Annotated in this window: 1 pseudogene; it reads left to right on the top strand. The window is 70.8% G+C overall.

The features are described 5' to 3' along the window. Positions 1-46: 46 nt before the first annotated feature. Positions 47-305: pseudogene (locus tag OO60_RS44360) on the top strand (hypothetical protein); the annotation flags it as partial.

The following is a 305-nucleotide window of genomic DNA, read 5'->3' as shown; positions in this document are numbered from 1 at the left end:
CTCCGAGCGGCCCGCTCTGGACGGCGGGACCGACGGGTGGTGCGCTATGACGAAATCGCCGGCGCGGGACGAGGTGCTGTATCTGCGAGCGGCGGGGGTTGATGTCGGCAAACGGTTCGTGGTGGCGTGTGTGCGCACCCCGGACCCGCGCCGGGCGGGCCGGTGGTTGCTGGAGACCGAACGGTTCGACACGACCGCGGCAGCTCTGCGGGCTCTGCGGGACTGGTTGACTGACCGGGCGGTCGAGGTCCTCGCGCTGGAAGCCACGTCGGACTACTGGCGGGCGGTGTATTACCCGCTGCAGG

It is taken from the genome of Amycolatopsis vancoresmycina, assembly GCF_000716785.1.
GTDB classification, from domain to species: Bacteria; Actinomycetota; Actinomycetes; order Mycobacteriales; family Pseudonocardiaceae; genus Amycolatopsis; species Amycolatopsis vancoresmycina.
Note: the sequence above shows the minus strand (reverse complement) of the source record. Positions and strands in the feature narration are given on the sequence as shown.